Source organism: Bacteroidales bacterium (assembly GCA_023228145.1).
Lineage (GTDB): Bacteria > Bacteroidota > Bacteroidia > Bacteroidales > CAIWKO01 > CAIWKO01.
This window is the reverse complement of the sequence record JALOBU010000001.1, coordinates 180,037-200,607: the sequence shown is the minus strand read 5'-3', so window position 1 is coordinate 200,607 and position 20,571 is coordinate 180,037. Positions and strand designations below refer to the sequence as shown.

The following is a 20,571-nucleotide window of genomic DNA, read 5'->3' as shown; positions in this document are numbered from 1 at the left end:
ACAAAAACTCAGGAATGAAAAAGCTGGGTAAGCACATCCAGAGATTTTATATTTCCAAACCCTATCAAATGAAGCTGAAAATAAGCAATGATATTTTCAAGAAGTTTCCTTCTTGTGTCTGAGGACAGGGATACCGAACCGGATTCTTCTATGGGTATCCGAAGCAAAAAATCAAAGGTTTGAGACATAGGCTGGTCAAGATACAATTCATCATCGGGTTTGTATTTTGCAAAATGGCCTTCTTTTAAAATAAAATAAGGTGTTTCAGGACAATACTTCCCCAAAGGATAAAAACCAAGATACCTTGTCAGTTTTATGGAAAAAGCAATATGAATATTCTGAAAGTTACTTTTAGCTTTGTCTAAAGCAATAATACTTTGTGTGAGGAAATTAAAAAAATACGGATTAGGTTCTTCTTCTCTTACGGTGCGGTAAACAAGTTCGTTTACAAACAATGCCTGAGAACTTTTAAACACATTAAAAGGCAGTGAAACAAACTGGTAATATGATGATATTTCTTTGGGAGAGTGTAACTGGCAATTTTCTTTATTAGAAAAAACAACCTCAAGCAAAGAAAGAGGCTGTAAGATGCTGGGGTTTATTTTTGCATGTTTTTTTCTAACGCCACGTACCAAAAACGATTTCAACCCAAAAAGCTCGGTATGCATTTTAACAATAATGCTTGTTTCGGAGTAATTGATTGTTTTAAGGACGATAGCCCTGGTTTTGCATTGCATGGGGTGAAAGCTGCTACCTGATGACCATTATTTTTGTTACCAGTTTTTCGGTACAATCTTCATTGCTGCAAAAAACAAAATACACGCCACTTCCAACGAGGTCTCCTTTGAAGTTTTTCCCATTCCAAACCGCCTGCCCTCCTTCAGATTTTGTTTCATAGACCAAAGTACCGGAAACATCGGTTATTTTAACCGTAGCATCTTTTACCAGACCTTTTATTCCTATGGTTCCGTTGAAATCGCCACGAACGGGATTGGGGTAAGCATACACATTGGTAAAAGTTTCACCACCTTTGGTTGCATACCATTTGAAGGAAATCAGTCCGTTAGCTGTGCCGAAAAACACTTCGCCGGTATTTTCATCAATAGCAATGCTGGTAATTGTGTTTGACAGCAGTGGGCTATTTTCTTCGGTGAAGTGCAAAATCTCTTCCTGACCATCTTCACTCATCAGAAAAACTCCTGCTTTTTCGGTGCCGAACCATTTTTTATTTGAGCCATCCACAGCCATGGAGGTTACTCTTTCAAATTCGAGAAGATGCTGGGCTGTTCCGTCCTGCATAATAGTAATCTGTTGCGCATCAAAATTTCCGCCGTCAGAAATATTTTCCGGATTATAAAATACTGCGACACCTTTATCGGTTCCTATCCAAACTTTTCCGTCAAGGTCCTCGGCCATGCAATAAACTGCGTTGCTCGGCAAACTGCCATTGCCAACGCTTGTAGTAAGCACTTTAATCACATCATCATTACTTGTTGACCAGGTTCCTTTTTCATTAAAAACGAGTAATCCAACAGCATTTCTTAATAAAATCCACTTCTGTCCATGCTGATCAATCATCATGGCGCCTCCGTGTGCTTGTGAAATATAAGGCAATGTGCTGAAAGAGTACCAAGACCCGTCGGGAGTGCGCATTTTAAGTAAGTTATTGCTTATTGAATTCACCGCCCATATATTATTGTTGTCATCAAAAGCCAAACCTCCAATACCCAGCCACCTGTAAAAACTATAAGGATGCTCCAGCGGGGAATTTGTTTCATCATAAACATTCACAACGTATCCGTTTTTTATTTCCACCAATCCAACACCGAGAGAAGCTGCAAAAACATGATTGCTGTTTGATGGGTCAACAGCTATGTCTATAATATCATAAATTGTGTCAAAGGCGGTGTTATAATCTTTAAGTGTGTGCCAGGTACCTCCGATAAACGAATACACTCCGCTGTAATTCCATACATTTCCCCAGGCGGAGTTCACACTTCCTGCGGCAACATATAAATCACTGCCGGCAATATCCATGGCAAAAGCATTGTTGGTAGCCGGGCCGTCAGGTGTTATCTTAAATGCATTCCAATCTTTATAACGAACTAACCCTTTTGTTCTATCGGCTACCCAATAATATGAATCTCCATCAATCAGCGCTTCTGAAGGCTCAGGAGAATCAGGGTTATATGTCCATAAATCTTCTAAAATCTGAATATCCGAATTATAAACCAGCACTTTATAATTATATGATACCAGCATTTTATTATTTACAACCCGAATGCTGAATACATCATCAAAGCGTGTAGAGTCAAAAATTGCCCATGCATTACCATCATTAACGTAAAGTGTGTCTTTTGAATAACCCGAAACAGATAAATTTGCAAAAAGCTTATTCTGAAAAATAGTAATCACATTATATTTCCCATTCGGATTGGACATTGAAGTATCCTTTGACCAATTGGCATAATTGGCAAGGTTTGGATTTGTATAAGATGCTTTATATATTCCGCTTTCAGTAGCTGCATAAATATACACGCCATCGCATGCCACATCAAGCACATTCATTGATGAGCCGTTTTGCCCTATATAATAAGTATCCTTAATTTCGTTTTGAAGGATATCCAGTACCACAATACCAAAGCCGCATGACAAATAAGCATAATTCCCATAAATGGTAATATTGTTAATTGTTTTATTCCCTAATATGGTTTTACGTTTGATGTCTGAAATATTAATTATGCTTTTTTCGTAAATCAAGTCAATATTTGCATTTGTATAGACTATGATTAGTGCTTTATATTGTTCGCTGTATCTTATTTTGCTAATGTTAACATCTGACAAGCCGTTTATTTTTGTAATCTGATTGATAGTATTATCTTCTTTATCAAAATAAAAAATACCATATGGGGTGGCACAATAAACCAGTGAACCGGCAAAATCAAGGGAAATTGTCTGGCGGTATGGCAGATGCACCCTCCACTCGGCGATGCCAATTTCCTGGGCATTGATATTATTAAAAATCAATTCCAGCACAATGAGTTGTAAAAGTATTTTTCTAATTAGCACTCTTAATTAAATTATATTAAAAAAGAAACTCTGATTTCTTAAAATTATTGTTTATCGGTGTTTCCGCTGACAAATTCCTTTGCCTTTAAAAAAACTTTTTCAATCCCTTCCGGATTTTTTCCGCCTGCTGTTGCATAAAAATCCTGGCCGCCGCCACCGCCCTGAATTTCTTTTGCCAAATCCCTGATTATCCGGGAGGCATTCCATTTATTTGTTTCCACAAGGTTTTCGGAGATCATCAAAGTGATAGAAGCTTTCCCATTGTTTTCGCTGGCAAGTACAAGAAACAAATTTTCCATATCATTCTTGAGTGCGAAGGCAATATCTTTTATGTTTACCGGGTCAAGCCCGGTCTTTGATGTCAAAAAATTTACACCATTAATTTGCTCCACTTTTGTTTTTAATTCTTCTTTCAATCCTTGTGCTTTATCTTTCTGCAAAGCTTCTATTTGCTTACGCAGAAAATTATTTTGTTCAATAATAGCATGAACTGTTTCGGGGAGTTCCGTATATTTTTTTTTCAATGATAATTTTATTTTTTCAAGGGGCTCTATAAAGTTTTCCTGTATATAAGCATACGCTGTTTCTCCCGTGAGAGCTTCAATGCGTCTCACGCCAGCAGCAATTGCTGTTTCCTCAGTAATAAGAAATAAGCCAATCTGCCCGGTATTTTTCACGTGAGTACCACCGCAAAGCTCTTTGGAATAACTTTCGCCAATAGAAATTACTCTGACCTTATCTCCATATTTTTCGCCAAAAAGTGCTACTGCTCCTTGTGTTTTGGCTATATCCAAGGGAACGTCAGTCGCAGCTTCCACATTAAGATTTTCTGCAATTTTTTGAAAAACTATTCTTTCAACTGCCTTTTTTTCATCATTCGTCAGCCCGGTAAAATGAGAGAAATCAAAACGCAAATATTCGTCATTTACCAGCGAGCCTTTTTGTTCAACATGATTTCCAAGAACCTCTTTTAATGCTTTATGCAATAAATGCGTGGCCGTATGATTGTTTTGTGTGCTAAGGCGCTTCTTCCTGTCCACATTGGCTTCAAAATTAACATGAATATGTTCAGGTAATTCTGAAACAAGATGTATAATAAGGTTATTTTCTTTTATAGTGTCTTCGATTTTTATTGTTTCCTTTTCTGACTGGAGAATGCCTTTATCTCCCATCTGGCCTCCTGATTCCGCATAAAAAGGTGTTTTGTCAAGTACAAACTGGTACTGAGTTTTTCCCTTGCTTTTTATTTTTCGGTACCTCAGTATTTTAGAATTTGCCGACAAGGTATCATATCCGACAAAAACACTTTCTCTATCATATTCATGCACCACCACCCAATCTTCCTTATCAACTGTAGCGGCCTGGCGGGAACGAATTTTCTGTTCATTCAGGCAGGTATTGTAACCTTCCATATCCACAACATATCCTTTTTCTTTGGCCATCAATTGTGTTAGGTCAACCGGAAACCCATACGTGTCAAATAATTCAAAAGCAAAACGTCCGTCAATACTATTATTTACAGCTTTATAATTTTCAAATTTATGTATTCCCATATCAAGTGTACGGAGAAATGCAGACTCTTCTTCTGCGATTACCTTTGTAATGAGTTCTTTTTGTGTTAGTAGTTCCTGAAATGTTTCGCCCATCTGGCTTGCCAAAATGCTAACCAGGCTATTCATAAACGGTTCTTTGAAACCCAGAAATGTGTATCCATAACGCACGGCACGCCTTAGAATTCGCCTTATCACATATCCGGCCTTGTTGTTTGAGGGAAGCTGCCCATCGGCAATTGCAAAAGCAACAGCTCTCAGGTGGTCGGCAATTACCCGGATAGCTATATCTTTTTTAGAGTTTTCACCATATCGGCAATTCGCCAGCAAAGCTATCTGCTGTATCAGCGGCTGAAAAATATCCGTATCATAATTTGATTTTACTTTTTGTAAAACCATGCTCAGTCTTTCAAACCCCATGCCCGTATCCACATGTTTTGCCTTAAGGGGTTCCAATTTCCCGTCAGATTTCCTGTTAAACTGAATAAAAACCAGATTCCATATTTCGATTACCAAAGGGTTTCCTTTATTAACCAAATCCTTACCTGCAATTTTATGTTTTTCTTCTTCGCTACGCAGGTCAATATGAATTTCGGAGCAGGGCCCGCAAGGACCGCTTTCTCCCATCTCCCAGAAATTATCTTTTTTGCTTCCAAGCAATATTTTTTCTTCCGGCACTCTGTTTTTCCAAAAATTATACGCTTCATCATCTTTCGGAAGCCCTTCTTTTTCATCACCTGCGAAAATTGTAACATACAAATCCCCGGCATTAATTTTATATACATCGGTTAGTAATTCCCATGCCCAATCTATGGCTTCCTTTTTAAAATAATCGCCAAACGACCAATTGCCAATCATTTCAAACATTGTATGATGATAGGTGTCATGGCCAACCTCTTCCAGGTCGTTGTGTTTTCCTGACACGCGCAAACATTTTTGAGTATCGGCAACACGCTTGTAAATTGCAGGCTCATTTCCTAAAAATATATCTTTGAATTGGTTCATGCCTGCATTGGTAAACATCAGGGTGGGGTCGTTTTTTATAACCATAGGCGCTGATGGCACAATTTGATGCTGTTTTGACCTGAAAAATTCCAGAAATGTGTTTCTTACCTCTTTTGATTTCATGCAGTTTATTTTAGTAATATTAATAATGACACTTACATTTTATTTGACCTTTTAAAAAACAAAATAAATACTAAATCAAAGGTTTAAGCGTTGGGTAATTGCATTATTTTAATGCAAATTTAATTTTTTTTGTTAGTTTTGCGCTTCAGTTTTTACATGTTTAGGAGTTTTTCTAAACTTTCACTGATGATTTTTTAGATGGGAAAGACCAAATATCATTTTAATCCAAAAACATTAACACTCGAAGAACTTAAGGTTTCCGTAAAACATAAGTTCATCAAATTTATTTCCATTCTTACTTCAGGTATGGTCATTTCGGCAACCATCATGTTGGTTTTATATAGCTTTATTGATTCTCCAAAAGAAAAAGTGCTGAAACGTGAAAATGAAAAAATGAAATTGCAGTACACCATTCTGAATGGCCGTATGGACCAGATATCTGCTATACTTGCTAATCTGCAATCGCGTGATGATAACCTTTACCGTACAATATTCGAAGCAGAGCCAATATCGGACAATATTCGTAAAGCCGGATATGGTGGAGAAATGCGTTATAAAGAATTGAAAGGCTTTGAAAATTCAGACCTGATGATTAACATTACTTCCCGCCTGGATATGATATCCCGCCAGATATACATCCAATCAAAATCTTTCGATGAGATAGTTCAGCTGGCTAAAAATAAAGAAAAAATGCTTTTATGCATACCGGCAATCCAACCGGTTTCTAAAACACAGTCAACAGTTGTTTCGGGGTTCGGGTACCGGATTCATCCTGTTTATAAAACCGCCCGCATGCACACGGGTATTGATTTTGCAGCAAAAAAAGGAATACCTATCTATGCAACCGGTGATGGTGTGGTAATTAACCCCAAAGGGAATCAGTCAGGGTATGGCATTGTTTGTATCATCAATCACGGTTACGGATTTCAATCACTATACGGACATATGAGTAAAATGCTCGTGAGGCCCGGAGAAAAAGTCAAACGAGGACAAGTAATTGGGTATGTCGGAAGCACAGGTTTGTCCGTAGCTCCGCATTGCCACTATGAAATAATTAAAAACGGGGTAAAAATAAATCCTATCAATTATTTCTATAACGACCTCACTCCTGAGGAATACGAAAAAGTTATTGAACAGGCATCCCGTCCTTCTCAGCCGTTATCATAAAAACATTTGTTTTTAATGAAAGTGAAACTTTTGTCTTTTATAATTCTTATACTATCGGTATTATATAATGCTTCCGGACAAAACAAAGAAAATTCTATAGTAATAACAGCTGTAGGAGATATCATGCCGGGGACAAATTTCCCTTCGGCAAATTACCTTCCTCCTGATAGTGGTAAAAATATCTTCAACCCTGTTGAACACATTTTAAAAAACTCTAACCTTACTTTTGGCAACCTTGAAGGGTGCCTGCTCAACAGCGGTGGAACTGTAAAAAAATGCCAGGATTCAACAAAATGCTATGCTTTCAGGATACCGGAATATTTTGCCGGAATTATAAAAGATGCCGGATTTGATATGCTGAACCTTGCCAACAACCATTGCGGAGATTTTGGCAATGCCGGCAGAGAATCAACGATTAAAGCGCTCGATAAAGCTGGAATCATCTATGCCGGATTGAACTCCTGCCCGACAGCAATCTTCGAACATAACGGATTAAAAATAGGGTTTTGCGGTTTCTCTCCTTTTAAGGGAACCATAGATATATTAAAAGAAGATACCGTTAAAAAAATTGTTCATACACTGGATTCATTGTGTGATATTGTCATCGTTTCAATGCATGCAGGGGCTGAAGGGGCTGCGCACACTCATGTTACCAAACAAACAGAAATTTTTTATGATGAAGACAGAGGCAATGTTTACCAGTTTGCGCATATGGTGGTTGATTGCGGGGCAGATATTGTGTTCGGCCACGGGCCGCATGTTACCAGGGCTGTAGAACTTTACAAAAACCGATTCATTGCTTATAGCCTAGGGAATTTTTGTACTTACGGACGTTTTAATCTTAAGGGGCCTAACGGAGTTGCTCCTATCATATCTGTTCACCTTGATGAAAAAGGCGAATTTCTGAAAGCAGAAGTTTTTTCAATTATGCAAACCGGAGAAGGCGGGCCGGTGATGGATAAAGAAGATAACGCACTTAAGCAACTTATCAAACTAACAAACTCTGATTTTCCTGAAACGCCACTATCAATTTCTGAAAGTGGCGAGATAAGAAAAAAATAAAGCTAAAACTTTGAACCAGCAAACTAAAACCGATACCTCCTGCACATCAAGTATCGTCTTTTGTAATAATCGCTGTCATTATATTTTTCGATCAGCACCCCCCGATGGCATGAATGCATCATGGTCACCTGGCCTGAGTCGGCTTCGATGATCAGGGCCACATGTCCCACATGACTGGATTTTGTGCTGCGGCCTTTGAAATAAATAAAATCGCCCTTACGTGCTGATTTAATATCTACTTTTTCCCCCACTGTTGCCATCCCGGAAGAAGATCTCGGGAAAGAATAACCAAAATTTTTAAAGATATAAGAAACATATCCCGAACAATCAAATCCCTGAGAAGTATAACCTCCATACTTATAATGCAAGCCCAGAAATTGTTTACCGAAAAGTATAACACTGTCAATTATAGATTCGTTATATTCAGGTTTTATAATCGTATCCGGAGGAATACTATCCTTTTTAAGTGAAAAGATAGAATCGTTCTTCTGATAAAAATTCCCCGGCTGGCTGTGAATATTGGGAATAATTAAAGCCATCAACAAAACAAAAAGTAAGTTAAGGATATATTCTGTTTTTATTTTTCCCCGCATTGTTTTTGATATATATTTTGTTACTTAATTGACACAAAAGATGAAAGCATCAAGAAGCAAAACAATTTATATTGTATTGGAGGACAAAGATATATATAATTTTTGTAACCGCCAAATCAGGTATTTATGTTTTGATTTTGGTGAGTCTGCTGTGTTTGTAACCGTAAACAAAATACAATAATAACCCTACTACCAGCCATATCAGAAAACGAAGCCAGTTGGTTATGCCAAGTTCCGTCATGAGGTATAAATTAGTAAGCAGTCCCAGTACAGGTATCAGTGAAAATTGTTTTTTGACAGCAAAAAATGTAAGTATAATAGCAACAATAATAAAAATCATAAGCGGTATTTTGTTTATTATTAAACCTTTTACGCTAAAAAAACTTTCTAAAAAAACCTCGTTCATAAAATAAACTGCCGCAAAAACGGCTACCCATATTAATGGAAGAAAATACCTGGAATTTAGATATGGTATTTTGAATGCTTTTTCGGATGTCAGTTGTTTATTCTTTTTGGGGTTATCCAACACCAGCACTCCGCCCGACACAAGGACAAATGCGAAAAGTGTACCTATGCTTGTTAGGTCTGTCACTTCGGTCAGGTTCATAAATAAGGTGGGTATGGCCACCAGAAATCCTGCAACTACAGAAGAAAATGCAGGGGTTTTGTATTTTGGATGCAGTTTTGAAAATTTCTTTGGCAACAAGCCGTCACGGCTCATACTCATCCATATCCTAGGCTGCCCGAGTTGAAACACTAAAAGTACACTTGCCATGGATATTACGGCACTCACAGCAATGACACCGGAAAAGCCCCTAAGATTAAGGCGATGAAAAACATAAGCAAGGGGGTCCCCTACAGCAAGTTCATTATAGGGAGCCATGCCCGTCAATATCAGGCTGATAATCACATATAAAACCGTAGAAATAACCAGCGACAAAATAATAGCACGGGGTAAATCTTTCTGTGGCCTTTTACATTCTTCGGCTGTTGTTGAAATGGCATCAAAACCTATGTAGGCAAAAAACACCGCTGCCACACCTTTTAACACCCCCGACACGCCATTAGGAGCAAAAGGATGCCAGTTGCCGGTATCAACATAGAAAACGCCAACAGCAATAATCAATAATAAAATCAATAATTTTAGAAAAACCATCAGGTTGCTGGCAATTTTTGATTCGCGAATACCTATGTAAACCAGAGTGGAAATAAGCACAACTATCCCAAATGCCGGGATGTCTGCAATTATTTTCAAACCAAAAATTTCCGGGGCTCCTGTCCATGCATTGTATGATTCACGCAACCCCGATGTCAGGGAGTCTATCGACATGCCTGACGAAAGTTGCTCTACTGCTGTATGATATCCCCGTGATGCACTCAAAAAGTCAGTTGATAAATATGCAGGTATGTGAATGTGCAGCCCGTTACACAATCCTATAAAATAATCGGACCATGAGATTGCCACGGCGATATTCCCTACGGCATATTCCATTATAAGGTCCCAACCGATAATCCAGGCTATAAGTTCGCCAAAACTTGCATAAGCATAAGTATATGCACTCCCGCTGATAGGAATGGCAGAAGCAAAACGGGCATAACATAGCCCTGACAAACCGCATGCAAAAGCTGTAAAGACAAACAATAATGAAACTGCCGGCCCTCCGCTGGCGGCAGCATTACCAATGGTGCTGAAAATCCCTGCACCAATAATAGCGGCAATTCCAAGCGCTGTAAGGTCTTTAAGGTTGAGGTTTTTTTTAAGCTTGTGGGTATCTCTGCTTAAATCCTCTGCATGACGTAGTATGTCGGGAATGGATTTTTTCCGGAAAAGACTGTTAAACCGCAAAACTTATTTCTTGCTTAATAATTTCATTGCTGTTTCATAAATGCTCTTTTCGTCATAATCGCATTCAGTATAAAGTTCCATCAGAGTTCCCTGTTGAATAAAACGATCGGGAATTCCCATTTTTATGACTTCAGCATTGTATCCATGATTATTTTTAAACTCAATGACGGCTGTTCCTAAACCACCAATAATAGTTCCGTCTTCGATGGTGATAATTTTTTTATAGTGAGTGAATATTTCATGCAGCAAATCTTCATCAATGGGTTTTAAAAACCTCATATCATAAAGCCCTGCCGCGATGTTTTGTTCTTTAAGTTTTTTTATAACATTCAACGCATAATTTCCATGATGACCTATGCTAACTATCGCAAGTTCGTTGCCTTCAGCAATTTTTCTGCCTTTTCCGATATCTATTTTTCGCATAGGTTTTTCCCAGTTATCCATTACACCTAAAGCGCGCGGATATCTTATTGAAAACGGAAGCTCTGTAAACTGCGCTGTATAAAGTAGGTTCCTGAACTCTTCTTCATTCATAGGAGACGACACAATCAAGTTTGGAATGCAACGAAGGTATGCCAGATCAAAGGTTCCGTGATGCGTAACGCCATCCTCGCCAACAAGCCCACCACGATCAATACAGAAAACAACCGGAAGCTTTTGAATGGCTACGTCATGTATTATCTGGTCATAGGCACGTTGAAGAAAACTTGAATAGATGTTGCAATATGGCAACATTCCTTTAGCGGCCATCCCTGCTGCAAATGTTACAGCATGCTGCTCTGCAATACCCACATCGAAAGTACGTTTTGGAAATTTCTCCGCCATCATGCACATTGAGCTTCCGGTAAGCATGGCGGGTGTTATTCCGATAATTTTTGGGTTTTTTTCGGCAAGCTCTACTAAAGTTTTTCCAAAGACAACCTGATATTTTGTAAATTTTTTCTGGTCTGACGTTTCAATATCTTCACCGGTTTCAGGGTCAAAAATTCCGGGTGCATGAAAACGAGTCTGCTCTTTTTCAGCATACTCAAAGCCCTTTCCCTTCACAGTGATGCAATGCAACAATTTTGGCCCCTGCATATCTTTTATGCCGTTTAAAATCTTTACAAGGCGTATCACATCATGACCATCAACCGGCCCGAAATACCTGAAATTAAGCGATTCAAATAAATTACTTTGTTTGACAATGGCAGTTTTAAGTGTCGTGAGTAACTTATTGATCATGGCCCTGATAATTCTCCCTCTCAGTATATTCCAGAGATTAAGTTTTAAACGGTTATAAAAGCGTGATGTAGTAATTTTTATCAGGTACTCTTTCAATGCCCCAACATTTTTATCAATAGCAATACCGTTATCATTTAAAATAACAAGCAGGTTGGTTTTAGACACTCCGGTGTGATTCATTGCCTCAAAGGCCATTCCTGCTGTCATAGAACCATCACCGATAAAAGCAATGTGTCTCCTGTCTGGCTCTCCTTGTAAGGATGAAGCTATTGCCATCCCCAATGCTGCAGAAATAGATGTGGATGAATGCCCCACCCCAAAAGCATCATATTCGCTTTCAGCCATACGCGGATAACCGCTGATTCCCTTATACTTTCTATTGGTATGAAAAATATTTTTACGCCCAGTCAGTATCTTGTGAGTGTATGCCTGATGCCCGACATCCCATATCAGTTTGTCATAAGGAGTATTAAAAACATAATGTATTGCCACGGTAAGTTCAATAGTTCCCAGGTTTGCACCCAGATGCCCCGGATTAAAACTGGTGATATCAATAATAAATTGTCTGATATCCTTACATAAAGCAGGAAGTTCGTTAACGCTTAGTTTCCTTAAGTCTTCGACAGAATTTACTTTTGAAAGTAATGGCCCTTGTTTAACAGTCATGAGTAACAAACTCTTTATAACAGAAAATCGTGTGTAAAATTATAAAATTTTGTTTTGTAAAAAACCTTTACCAAGGTATATTGAACATAACTTCTTTTTCGGGTAGCTATATATTGCTGCATTAAATTTTGGTAATGAGCATAAAAAGTGTTTTTTTTGCAAAAAATTTATGGATGGAAGAGTTATTTTCATACTTTAAAATAAAAGATATACTTGAGTTAAAGGATTTTGGGAAACAGGTAAATCTGAAAGGCTGGGTAAGATCTAAAAGAGGCAATAAACAGCTTGCTTTTATTGCATTGAATGACGGTTCAATTATTCACAGCATTCAGGTAGTGGCTGAAATTGAAAAATTTGATGAAGAACTCATAAAAAACATTAACACAGGGGCATGCATATCCGTTAATGGAATTCTTGTTGAATCTCCCGGACAGGGCCAGCATGTTGAGGTTCATGCCAAAGAAATTCAGGTTTACGGCACTTCCGATGCAGCATCTTATCCTTTGCAGAAAAAAGGCCATAGCATGGAGTTTTTACGTGAAATCGCCCACCTGAGGCCTCGCACAAATACTTTCGGAGCCATCCTGCGCCTGCGCCACGCCATGTCCTTTGCCATACATAAATATTTTAATGACAGAGGTTTTTATTACATTCATTCTCCCATCATTACCGGTTCTGATGCCGAAGGAGCCGGCGCTATGTTTCAGGTAACCACACTCGAAGTCGGTAATCCGCCGCGTAATGAAAAAGGAGAAATTGACTACATACAGGACTTTTTCGGGAAAAGAACCAACCTTACGGTGTCGGGCCAGCTTGAGGCAGAGCTCGGCGCACTGGCATTAGGACTAGTTTACACTTTCGGACCAACTTTCAGGGCCGAAAACTCAAACACTCCCCGTCACCTTGCCGAATTCTGGATGATAGAACCAGAAATGGCTTTTTATGAAATTAAAGAAAATATGGACCTTGCAGAAGATTTTCTGAAATATCTCATCCGTTATGCCCTTGAAAATTATTCTGCAGACCTTGAATTTCTTAATAACATGTATGACAAAGGCCTTATTGAACGCCTGAACATGATTGTTTCAAGCGAATTTGCCAGACTCACATATACCGAAGCCATTGACATATTGCAAAAAGCTGAACAGACGTTTGAGTTTCCATACGCCTGGGGAAACGACCTTCAGGCAGAACATGAAAGATACCTTGTGGAAAAACACTTTAAAAAACCGGTAATTTTGACTGATTACCCAAAAGAAATCAAAGCTTTTTACATGAAGCAGAACAGTGATGGCAAGACGGTTCGTGCCATGGATGTTTTATTTCCGCAAATAGGAGAAATAATCGGGGGTTCGCAACGCGAAGAAATTTACGAAACTCTTTTAAACAGGATGAAAGAAATGGGCATCCCGGATAAAGAAATGCAATGGTATCTGGATACTAGAAAATTTGGCACGGCACCGCACAGTGGGTTTGGGTTGGGGTTTGAACGGCTTATGCTTTTTGTGACAGGCATGTCAAATATCCGCGATGTAATACCTTTCCCAAGAACCCCCAAAAATGCGGAATTTTAATTCGATATAAATAATTTTCTTTTTGTTTTTTTAATTGAAATTGATTATTTTCGTCAAATAAACTACGGCAGTAAGATCATGCTTAATCAAAAACTACAACAAAAACTACAACAAAAACTTTCTCCACAGCAAATTCAGCTGATGAAACTATTACAATTGCCCACAACAGCAATGGAACAAAGAATAAAAGAAGAGTTGGAAGAAAATCCAGCCCTTGAAGACTCAAACGACACAAAAGATTTAGACGAAGAAGAACAAAACCCGGATATCTCTGATACTCCTGCTGATGAAGAAGACAATGAAAATGACGAATTAGAAAACGAAATTGAAGAGGCCGAAAAAGACCCGGAAGAAGTTTCTTTTGAAGATTATCTTGAAGAAGACGACACTCCTGATTACAAATTAAACTCTTATGAATACAATCCTGATGAAGATGAGCATAAGGAAATTCCTTTTTCGGTTGGGCAAACATTTCATGAGACTCTTGAGACACAACTTGGTCTTCGAAAACTTAACGAACCCCAACGCCTGATAGCCAGTTATATTATTGGCAACATTGATGACTCGGGTTATTTGCAAAGAGACTTGCCTGCCATGGTTGATGATCTTGCTTTTACTCATAATATAAATACCGCTGTCCCAGAAATGGAAGAATTGCTGAAAATTATTCAGGAATTCGAACCATATGGCGTAGGAGCACGCAACCTTCAGGAATGCCTGCTAATTCAACTGGAACGAAAAGAAAACTTCACGGGCTCCACACAACTGGCAAAAACCATATTACAAAAATGTTTTACCGAGTTTACAAAAAAACACTACGACAAAATTGAAAAGAAGCTTGATATCACAGGCGATGAATTAAAATCTGCTATCAACGAAATCATACAGTTAAATCCCAAACCGGGTAGTTCTTTAATAGATAATGCGAAGCCCAATCAATATATCGTTCCTGATTTTTACATCACCAATACTGACGGTCAGCTTGACCTTAGCATGAACTCAAAAAATACTCCCGAATTAAGAGTCAGCAAGGCATACCTCGATATGATAGAAACCCTTACTCAAAACAAAAAGAAGAATACATCCCAGCAGAAAGACCTTGCCGTTTTTGTAAAACAAAAACTTGATTCCGCCAGGTGGTTTATTGATATGATAAAACAACGGCACGATACGCTTTTCCGCACCATGAAAGCCATCATGGAACATCAGAAGGAATATTTCGTTGAAGGAGATGAAACACGACTGAAGCCCATGATACTAAAAGATATTGCTGAAAAAGTCAACCTTGACATATCAACAATTTCACGTGTTGTAAACAGTAAATATGTTCAAACTCCCTTTGGTACTTTTTTATTAAAAAGTTTCTTTTCCGAATCTTTACTGACAGAATCCGGCGAAGAGGTATCAACCCGTGAAGTAAAAAAAATTCTTTCTGACTGCATCGCTTCTGAAAATAAAAGAAAACCTCTAACAGACGACCAGCTGACTAAAATACTCAAAAATAAAGGATACAATATTGCGCGGCGCACCGTAGCCAAATACCGCGAACAGCTTGAAATACCTGTTGCACGGCTTCGAAAAGAACTTTAAAGCCACTATGAAAGAGCTTTTTGCTAAAATAATTTCTTTAGTATTTCACCCGAATCTTATACCTATTTATGCACTCTTATTTATTTTTAATATCAATACCTATGTTTCAATAATACTTCCTTTTACTGCAAAAATGCTCTTATTTTTCATCTTTTTCTTTTCAACAGTAGTAATTCCTTTTGTTATTTACCTCATTTTAAAAAGAAAACAAATCATTGCAAACATGTATATGGAAAATAAGGAGGACAGGATATATCCATATCTTGTTAATTCCCTTATTTATTACATCGTTTACCGCATGTTGCTTAGCACGCATTTGCCCGGTATTTACAGCACCTTGCTGCTGGGTTCCTGCATTATTTCAATAATCATTTTGATTCTTAATTTCAAAATAAAAATCAGCGTACATATGGCGGGAGCGGGAGGACTAACAGGATTTTTTGCAGGTTTCTCGAACATTATGAATCTAAATTTATTACTTCCTGTTTGTGGAACTATTTTTTTATCAGGAATAATAGCTTATGCCCGTATGAAATTAAAATCACATACTTCTACAGAGATTTATTTTGGATATCTTATCGGGTTATCGGTATTTCTTATTCTAACCCTTTTTAAAATAAACTGATTAATAAGGGGATATAGTTAACCCAACAGATAAAGGATACATTTCGGGGCCTTTGCCTTTTTTAAACAAATTTGATAAGGAATAATAAGCATAAGCCTGTATCCATTTCCAACCTGTACGTACAGTAATACCATAACGAATCGGGCTAACATTGGGAATATTGTATTGTTTAATTTTCATAGTTGGGGTTGGATAATTTTCATTAAAGTTATCGCCATTGTATTTCCAGTGATTACTCAGCATAACACCAAATTTTCCACCCACATAGAACTTAAATGAATTATTTTTCAATCTGAAACGAAATTCAATAGGAATGTCAATATAAGCGACTGTAAACTTATTATTACGGTAATGAATTGCCTGAGCCCTGTCAATGGATGAATCCGGAATTGGTGTAAAATATGTATTGCCCCCGAAAGTTTTGACACCGGCAGTATCAACAGTATAATTTATGGGCATGGCATCGCTGTATAAATTTTGAAAACTAAAGCCCAATCCGCCTGCAAAACTAAAATTACTTGTTCCAAAAGGTATTTCGCGAACATAATAAAAATTAAGGCCTCTGTTTATTTTATTAATATTCATGGAGTCAGAAGGATATTTAAGCCATATATCCGTATAAACATCCAAAATAATCCGATCGGCCTGAGTGAGTTTCCCCTTAAATTTTTGTTTGATGTCTTCTTTATCTTGAGCTTTTATGCTTGTAAGCGAAACAAGGCACACTAAAACCAATACTAAACAATTTTTCATAAAACAATTTTTTTTGCAAAGATAAGATTAAAATAAAACAAAAAAACTTATGAGTGTCTCATTACTTAAAGAAATAAATATAATAAAATTTTTTTTAATTTTTTATTATTAATAATATTAAACAACCAAAATTATGTTTTTATTGTCTTAAATGACAGGAATGTTATAAAATTACGATTCAATTTTTTGATTTTTTAATATTCAAAGATTTGTTTTTAAAATTTTTTATATATTTGTAAGCTAGTGAATTTATCTTAAATAAAGGTTTTGTCTTCATTTTTTAACCGTTAATCTTTATAAACATGAATAAAATCTTAATCTCATTGTTCAAAACATTTTGTTTTACTACATTATTTTTATATCTGGCAATGAATGTATTTGCTCAAGACAGTGATTGGGCTGTACAGTATGAACCTCAAAAAGTTTTTATTGAAAATAAGGGGCAATTCCATATTCACGGTTCCAATGAGCCTGTACTTTTTGCTTATAACAACAATTCTTCTGTTATCTATTTCACAAAAAAAGGTGTAACATACAGTTTTATAAACCGCTGGTCAGCTGAAAAACGGGAGAAAAAAAGGGAGGCTATGGTTACCTCTGTGGAAGAGTGGAAACTAAGAGAAATGGAAGCCCTGAAAATGGAATACTCTACAGATGTAGTTGCTATGAACTGGGTAGGCGCTAATCCGAATGTTGAAATTATCCCTTCTGAAGTTACACATGATTACTACAGTTACACTCTTGAAGATAAAAACCGTAATGCAACCAACATAAATTACATTAAATCCTATAAAAAAATCACTTATAAAAACTTATATCCCAACATTGATGTTGAATACATTTTTCATCCGGAAGACGGCATAAAGTATTCTCTAATTCTTCATCCCGGGGCAGATTTGTCTTCAATTAAAATGAATTATTCCAAAACACCCTTTTTATCTGATAATAATGATATTCATATTGTTACTCTTTTCGGTGATATTATTGACCACGCCCCTTTAACTTTTTACGCTGATAACCACTCAAATGTAATCTCTTCAAAGTTTTTTGTCAACGGAAATACAGTTTCATTCTTTATTTCTTCTTTTAAATCAAATAAAACAGTAATTATTGACCCATGGACCCAGACTCCATCTTTGCCAAATTCAAACGGAGTGTGGGAATGTGAAAAAGATGATGCGGGAAATGTATATATAATTGGCGGCTGTATGCCAATGAAACTTCTCAAATACGATGCTTCCGGAACTCTCCAATGGACATATATCACTCCATACGATACCGCAGGCAACTGGCTAGGCACTTTTATTACTGACAATGCCGGAAACAGTTTTGTTACATCAGGTTCCATAGCAGCCTTACAAAAAATAAATACTAGTGGCGGACTGGAATGGAGCGCTCCTGCACCTATTTTTAATACTGATGAATATTGGAATATTGCTTTTAACTGTGACCAAACAAAAATGATTATAGGTGGAACTACAGGAAATATGACTAATCTGGAAGGGGCAATTTTTGATGTCAATACCAGCAATGGCAGTGTTAATAGTGTTAAAGTTGTTGGCGCAGGGTTTATGTTTGCTCTTCCTCCCATCATTGAAGAAGTCAGGTCAATAACTTCAAGCCAAAACTCAAGGTATTATTTTCTCACGCTTGACACCATTGGAGCCATTGATGATGATTTTTCTGTATGTCAGACAAGTTCGCCAACTATTTTTGCTCATAATAGTGGTTATAACCTGGCATATAAATGCGAAAACTATCGTCCTAATAATGGCAATTCGGGTATCATGGCCATCCGCGCTAATCGCGATTTTGTTTATACTCAGAATGGCACAGAAATTCAGAAGCGTTCACTTACTGATGGCTCTGTGATTACAACTGCTGCTATACCTGGAGGACAGTCAACCACTTCTTTAGGTAGATATCAGGTTGGTAATAGCGGTATTGATATTGATGAGTGTGGAAATGTGTACGTAGGCTCTGGTGACAGGATAGTGAAATATGATGCTAACCTGACTTACATAAGCGAAATCGCGACAACTTATAAGGTTTCTGACGTAGGCGTAACAAGCGGGGGCAATGTTATTTTCTGCGGAACTACAGGTGATTTAAATTCTACCAATCGTACAGGTACCATTCAACACGCAAATATGTCATCCTGTGCTGCAATGACTTTGTATTGCTGTGATGCAAATATTTGTCCGGTAGAACCTATGTGTAATACTGCTCCCTCCGTGCAATTGGAAACAAACACCGGTGGCGGTGCCTGGAGCGGGCCTGGCGTTAACCCCACAACCGGAATTTTTGACCCCGGTATCGCAGGTCCTGGGACACATACCATCACTTATACTTTACCATGCGGTTCCGGCACAATCACCATCACCGTTCTAACATGTGCTACTCTGAATGTATGCCAGGATCTTGATGGAAATTTTGTTGTTTCTGGAGGAACGGGCCCTTATAACTGGCAAACATCTTCCCAAACGCTTGATTGCAGCGGATGCCCCATGGGACAATGCATGCCGCCTATCTGCAACGGAGTGTATGTTACCACATGGACAACTTATTCAACAGGAACTACAGGTTCATATCAGGGTGTTGTTCCTTTCAGGGTTGTTGATGTTGACAACAACGAGTTTGTCATAAACGATACATCACTGGTACCTTCTTGTGGAAGCTGCCCGTCTCTATATTTTGATATTACAAGTAATATCGGAGTTTGTCCAGGACAAACTAATGGCAGTTTTACGGTTACTGTTAATGGAGGTGCATCACCTTATGATTATATTCTATTAGACGGTGGCGGCAACCCTGTTGAGTATATTGAAGATGCAAACAACACACAAACATTTGATGGACTGGGTGCAGGGTTTTACACCCTAAATATCATTGACAACGATACCTGCCCGGGAAGCACCATGGTTCAGATTCAAGAATCACCCGAAATTAACATTACGCTTACACCCGCCAATGAGCATTGCCCGGGTGAATGCGATGGAACCATAAATGCTGATATCACAGGAGGGGGAGGTACCTTGACATATTATTGGACAGGCCCTGCCGGATACACATCCTCTTCTGCTAACATTAATGGTTTGTGCGCTGGAAACTATAACATTACAGTAACTGACGCCAATTCGTGCACCAAAACTGGCAGCGCGGTTATTTCAACAGATATTCATGTAAATGCTTATTTTATTGCCAATCCCACTGAAGGCGACATACCCCTTATCGTTTCATTTAATCATACTGGAAGCGGAATAGCTGAATATTTCTGGAATTTTGGTGATCCATTGTCTGGTGCAAATAACTATGACAGCATTCCAAATCCCAGTCATACCTTTGATTCGGCGGGGACTTATGTTGTAACTCTTATTGTAACCAGTGGCAGCCCGTATTATTGCGCTGATACATTTACGGTTACCATCAATGTTCTTTTCCCCGCAGAACTTGTTGTCCCCAATATTTTCACTCCTAACGGTGATGGCGTAAATGATGAATTCAAAATGGAAAGTAAAGGAATTGAAACATTTAGTTGTGCGATATACAACCGCTGGGGTAAAAAAATATTTGAATGGGATGACATAACCCAAGGATGGAGTGGCAACACTAAGGGGAATCAACCCGCTGCTGACGGCGTCTATTATTATATTCTTTATGCCAAAGGATTCAATAAAAAGGAATATGATTTGCACGGTACAGTAACATTAATGAGGTAAAACCA

At 37.9% G+C, this 20,571-nt stretch carries 13 protein-coding genes; 6 read left to right on the top strand and 7 right to left on the bottom strand.

From position 1 onward, the window contains the following. Nucleotides 1-8 precede the first annotated feature (8 nt). Genes recO through alaS form a run of 3 tightly spaced genes read right to left on the bottom strand, consistent with a single transcriptional unit; the run spans nt 9 to nt 5,747 of the window. A complete protein-coding gene (recO, locus tag M0R16_00805; protein MCK9611423.1) occupies nt 9-737 on the bottom strand; it encodes a DNA repair protein RecO in 729 nt (242 codons plus the stop codon). Between the two features lie 13 nt (nt 738-750). Then, a complete protein-coding gene (locus M0R16_00800) occupies nt 751-3,069 on the bottom strand; it encodes a T9SS type A sorting domain-containing protein (protein MCK9611422.1) in 2,319 nt (772 codons plus the stop codon). Between the two features lie 44 nt (nt 3,070-3,113). Further along, nucleotides 3,114-5,747 carry an alanine--tRNA ligase gene (gene alaS, locus M0R16_00795; protein ID MCK9611421.1) on the bottom strand — a complete coding sequence of 878 codons (2,634 nt, stop codon included), beginning with the start codon at nt 5,745-5,747 and terminating at the stop codon, nt 3,114-3,116. 198 nt (nt 5,748-5,945) lie between these two features. On the opposite strand from alaS, the gene M0R16_00790 reads away from it, so the two are divergent. Both M0R16_00790 and M0R16_00785 read left to right on the top strand, forming a co-directional pair. Continuing rightward, nucleotides 5,946-6,914, top strand: coding sequence for a M23 family metallopeptidase (locus M0R16_00790; GenBank protein ID MCK9611420.1), 969 nt, complete (start codon nt 5,946-5,948; stop codon nt 6,912-6,914). Between the two features lie 15 nt (nt 6,915-6,929). Further along, nucleotides 6,930-7,976, top strand: a complete 1,047-nt coding sequence (locus M0R16_00785; GenBank protein MCK9611419.1) for a CapA family protein — start codon at nt 6,930-6,932, stop codon at nt 7,974-7,976. Nucleotides 7,977-7,999: 23 nt separating this feature from the next. On the opposite strand, the gene M0R16_00780 is transcribed toward M0R16_00785, so the two are convergent. The 3 genes from M0R16_00780 to dxs all read right to left on the bottom strand — a co-directional run bounded on the left by M0R16_00780 (nt 8,000) and on the right by dxs (nt 12,305). Continuing rightward, on the bottom strand, nt 8,000-8,569 hold the full coding sequence (locus tag M0R16_00780) for a C40 family peptidase (protein ID MCK9611418.1): 570 nt from the start codon (nt 8,567-8,569) through the stop codon (nt 8,000-8,002). Between the two features lie 124 nt (nt 8,570-8,693). Continuing rightward, the gene (locus M0R16_00775) at nt 8,694-10,415 is read right to left on the bottom strand and encodes an amino acid permease (protein ID MCK9611417.1); all 1,722 of its coding nucleotides are present in this window, start codon (nt 10,413-10,415) and stop codon (nt 8,694-8,696) included. A gap of 3 nt (nt 10,416-10,418) precedes the next feature. Then, nucleotides 10,419-12,305 carry a 1-deoxy-D-xylulose-5-phosphate synthase gene (dxs, locus tag M0R16_00770; GenBank protein ID MCK9611416.1) on the bottom strand — a complete coding sequence of 629 codons (1,887 nt, stop codon included), beginning with the start codon at nt 12,303-12,305 and terminating at the stop codon, nt 10,419-10,421. A gap of 173 nt (nt 12,306-12,478) precedes the next feature. Between dxs and asnS the strand changes: the two genes are divergently transcribed. The 3 genes from asnS to M0R16_00755 all read left to right on the top strand — a co-directional run bounded on the left by asnS (nt 12,479) and on the right by M0R16_00755 (nt 16,094). Further along, entirely contained in the window at nt 12,479-13,879 is a 1,401-nt protein-coding gene (gene asnS, locus M0R16_00765; protein ID MCK9611415.1) for an asparagine--tRNA ligase, read from the top strand. Nucleotides 13,880-13,957: 78 nt separating this feature from the next. Continuing rightward, entirely contained in the window at nt 13,958-15,469 is a 1,512-nt protein-coding gene (gene rpoN / locus M0R16_00760) for an RNA polymerase factor sigma-54 (protein ID MCK9611414.1), read from the top strand. Next, on the top strand, nt 15,432-16,094 hold the full coding sequence (locus tag M0R16_00755) for a hypothetical protein (GenBank protein MCK9611413.1): 663 nt from the start codon (nt 15,432-15,434) through the stop codon (nt 16,092-16,094). The genes rpoN and M0R16_00755 overlap by 38 nt, the downstream gene beginning before the upstream one ends. Here the strand turns inward: M0R16_00755 and M0R16_00750 are convergent, their stop codons facing one another. After that, nucleotides 16,095-16,847, bottom strand: a complete 753-nt coding sequence (locus M0R16_00750; protein MCK9611412.1) for a PorT family protein — start codon at nt 16,845-16,847, stop codon at nt 16,095-16,097. 302 nt (nt 16,848-17,149) lie between these two features. Here M0R16_00750 and M0R16_00745 point away from each other — a divergent pair, with 302 nt between their 5' ends. Further along, on the top strand, nt 17,150-20,566 hold the full coding sequence (locus tag M0R16_00745; GenBank protein ID MCK9611411.1) for a gliding motility-associated C-terminal domain-containing protein: 3,417 nt from the start codon (nt 17,150-17,152) through the stop codon (nt 20,564-20,566). Nucleotides 20,567-20,571: the final 5 nt, after the last annotated feature.

Bases quoted from the DNA above. Each gene is read 5' to 3' on its own strand.
- recO (MCK9611423.1), bottom strand. From the start codon at position 737: ATGCAATGCAAAACCAGGGCTATCGTCCTTAAAACAATCAATTACTCC.
- alaS (MCK9611421.1), bottom strand. From the start codon at position 5,747: ATGAAATCAAAAGAGGTAAGAAACACATTTCTGGAATTTTTCAGGTCA.
- M0R16_00790 (MCK9611420.1), top strand. From the start codon at position 5,946: ATGGGAAAGACCAAATATCATTTTAATCCAAAAACATTAACACTCGAA.
- M0R16_00785 (MCK9611419.1), top strand. From the start codon at position 6,930: ATGAAAGTGAAACTTTTGTCTTTTATAATTCTTATACTATCGGTATTA.
- M0R16_00780 (MCK9611418.1), bottom strand. From the start codon at position 8,569: ATGCGGGGAAAAATAAAAACAGAATATATCCTTAACTTACTTTTTGTT.
- dxs (MCK9611416.1), bottom strand. From the start codon at position 12,305: ATGACTGTTAAACAAGGGCCATTACTTTCAAAAGTAAATTCTGTCGAA.
- asnS (MCK9611415.1), top strand. From the start codon at position 12,479: ATGGAAGAGTTATTTTCATACTTTAAAATAAAAGATATACTTGAGTTA.
- rpoN (MCK9611414.1), top strand. From the start codon at position 13,958: ATGCTTAATCAAAAACTACAACAAAAACTACAACAAAAACTTTCTCCA.
- M0R16_00750 (MCK9611412.1), bottom strand. From the start codon at position 16,847: ATGAAAAATTGTTTAGTATTGGTTTTAGTGTGCCTTGTTTCGCTTACA.
- M0R16_00745 (MCK9611411.1), top strand. From the start codon at position 17,150: ATGAATAAAATCTTAATCTCATTGTTCAAAACATTTTGTTTTACTACA.